The organism is Cellulomonas sp. P4_B5_2 (genome assembly GCF_056402235.1).
In genome coordinates, this window is sequence record NZ_JBFUHU010000427.1 from 1 (window position 1) to 2532 (window position 2532).

The 2532-nt window shown below is 71.7% G+C and carries 3 protein-coding genes; 2 read left to right on the forward strand and 1 reads right to left on the reverse strand.

Annotated features, from left to right (window positions below):
* The first annotated feature begins 49 nt into the window (after positions 1–49).
* Positions 50–1132, forward strand: a complete 1083-nt coding sequence (locus AC1DUQ_RS20550; protein ID WP_477074503.1) for a YihY/virulence factor BrkB family protein — start codon at positions 50–52, stop codon at positions 1130–1132.
* Between the two features lie 9 nt (positions 1133–1141).
* Here the strand turns inward: AC1DUQ_RS20550 and AC1DUQ_RS20555 are convergent, their stop codons facing one another.
* Positions 1142–1738 carry a dihydrofolate reductase family protein gene (locus tag AC1DUQ_RS20555; protein WP_477062086.1) on the reverse strand — a complete coding sequence of 199 codons (597 nt, stop codon included), beginning with the start codon at positions 1736–1738 and terminating at the stop codon, positions 1142–1144.
* Between the two features lie 140 nt (positions 1739–1878).
* Between AC1DUQ_RS20555 and AC1DUQ_RS20560 the strand changes: the two genes are divergently transcribed.
* Positions 1879–2532 (forward strand): FAD-binding oxidoreductase (locus AC1DUQ_RS20560; protein ID WP_477074504.1); only part of this gene is annotated, 654 nt, incomplete at its 3' end.

The window sequence follows — 2532 nt, forward strand, 5'->3', positions numbered from 1 at the left end:
GTGCCCCGTCGCGCGACCTGCACGTCAGCACCGACCGGAGGCCTTGCCGATGACCACGCACGACACGAGCAGCACGACGAGCACCGAGAAGGCCGCCGCACCTGCGCCGGAGGATCCCCGCAAGCCCGACTCCCCCGACGACATCACGAAGCGGTCCTGGCTCTACGTGCTGCGCAAGACCCTGCGCGAGTTCGGCAAGGACCAGTGCACCGACCTGGCGGCCGCGCTCACGTACTACGCCGTGCTCGCGATCGCACCCGCCCTGCTGGCGATCGTCTCGCTCCTCGGCCTCGTGGGTGACCCGCAGAAGATGGTCGCGGACGTGCTGAAGATCGCCGGCGACGTCGGTGTGAGCGGCGTCGACGACACCGTGGAGCCCATCCTCACCCAGCTCACCGAGGCGCCGGCCGCCGGGTTCGCGCTGGTCCTCGGGCTCGTCCTCGCGCTCTGGTCGGCCTCCGGCTACGTGGCCGCGTTCAGCCGGGGCATGAACCGCGTGTACGAGATCGACGAGGGCCGCCCGATCTGGAAGCTCCGTCCGACGCTGCTCCTCGTCACCGTGCTCCTCGTGGTCGTCGCCGTGGCCATAGTGACGGCCGTCGTGCTCTCCGGAGCCGTGGCCCGGTCGGTGGGGTCCGCCGTCGGACTGAGCGACGTCACGGTCACCGTCTGGAACGTCGTGAAGTGGCCGGTCATCGTCGCGCTGGTCGTCGTGGCGATCGCGATCCTCTACTACGCGACGCCGAACGTGCGGCAGCCGAGGTTCCGCTGGATCAGCCTCGGCGCCATCGTCGCGCTCGTCGTGTGGGTGCTCGCCTCGCTGGGGTTCGGCTTCTACGTGGCCAACTTCGGCAGCTACGACAAGACCTACGGCTCCCTGGCCGGCGTCATCGTCTTCCTGCTCTGGCTCTGGATCACCAACCTGGCCCTCCTGTTCGGGGCCGAGCTGGACGCCGAGATCGAGCGCGGGCGGCAGCTGCAGGGCGGCATCGAGGCCGAGAAGACTCTCCAGCTCCCGCCGCGGGACACGCGTGCGAGCGAGAGGAAGCAGGCCAAGCAGGAGGAGGACGAGCGGCTCGGTCGCGCCCTGCGCGAGTCGCGCGGCGCGAGCGCCCAGGACGACGACGCCTGACGAGGGGAGCTACGCCGTGCGGACGGGGTAGCGCAGGTGTGTCACCCCGACGCCCTGGCTCACCGTCGGATCGCCGAGGGTGGAGGGCGTGCCGACGAGGTGGTCGAAGAGACGAACTCCGGAACCCAGCAGGACCGCCGCGACGTCGACGCTGATCTCGTCGAGCAGGCCGGCGTTCAGACACTGCTGGATGGTGTCGGCGCCGTGCACCCCGACGGACTTCCCCCCGGCAGCGGCCTTCGCCTGTGTCACCGCGCTCTCGAGGCCGTCGGTCACGAAGTGCACGGTCGAGTCCGGTCGCGGCCATCCATCGGGTACGTGGTGGGTCAGGACGAATGCTGGCCCCCACGCGTGGTTGCCACCCCAGCCTTGTGCGACCTCGAACGTCCGTCGGCCCGTGAGCACGGCTCCGAGCCCGCCGGTGAGACCGCGGACGTGCTCGGCGCTCGGCTCGGACACCCTGAACGTCATGGGGTCCGATCCTCCGGTCCGGATCTCGACGTCCCCCGAGCCGAAGTACCAGCTGAACACCTCGCCTACGCCGTCGTCGGGGTCGGCGACGAAGCCGTCGAGTGACACGGACATGATCGCGACGAGCCTGCTCATCTCGCCCTCCTCGGTGCCGGGTGGTCCCGATGACCACATTCTCCTCTGTCCACGAACGGCGCTCGCCGGATTCGACAGGGTGGGCATGCGGCACGAGTGACCCTTGGCAGACCCGCCCGTCACCCGCCAGAGTCGTGCCCATGCCCATGCCCACGGCCGGAGCGCTGCCCGCCAGGTTCGAGGGCGAGGTCCTCGCCCCCGGCTCCCCCGACTACGACCTCGCGCGTGCGGTCTGGAACGGCGCCGTCGACCGCCGCCCGGCGTACGTCGTCCGGTGCGCCGGCGCCGAGGACGTGCGCACCGCGGTCCGGGTCGCGCGCGAGCTCGGCCTGCCCCTGGGTGTGCGGGGCGGCGGGCACAGCGCCGCAGGGTGGGCGGTGCCCGACGGCGGGCTGATGATCGACCTCTCCCGGATGCGGGGCGTCGTCGTCGACCCGGGGTCCCGCACAGCGCAGGTGCAGGGCGGTGCGCTCCTCGGGTCGCTGGACGCGGCCACGCAGCCGTACGGGCTCGCGACGACGGCAGGGATCGTGTCGCACACCGGCATCGGCGGGCTGGCCCTCGGCGGGGGCGTCGGCTGGCTCGCCCGGCAGGTCGGTCTGACCTGCGACAACGCACTCGGGTACGAGGTCGTCACCGCCGACGGCGAGCTCGTGCGCGCGACCGCCGACGAGCACCCCGACCTGTTCTGGGCGCTGCGGGGCGGCGGGGGCAACTTCGGTGTCGTCACGCGGTTCGACCTCGCGCTGCACGACATCGGCACGCWGGCACTCGTCGCCGAGGTGGACCTCGAC

What these genes read in the sequence shown, in the direction of transcription:
- AC1DUQ_RS20555 (WP_477062086.1), bottom strand. Translation starts at nt 1,738, where the DNA reads ATGAGCAGGCTCGTCGCGATCATGTCCGTGTCACTCGACGGCTTCGTC.
- AC1DUQ_RS20550 (WP_477074503.1), top strand. Translation starts at nt 50, where the DNA reads ATGACCACGCACGACACGAGCAGCACGACGAGCACCGAGAAGGCCGCC.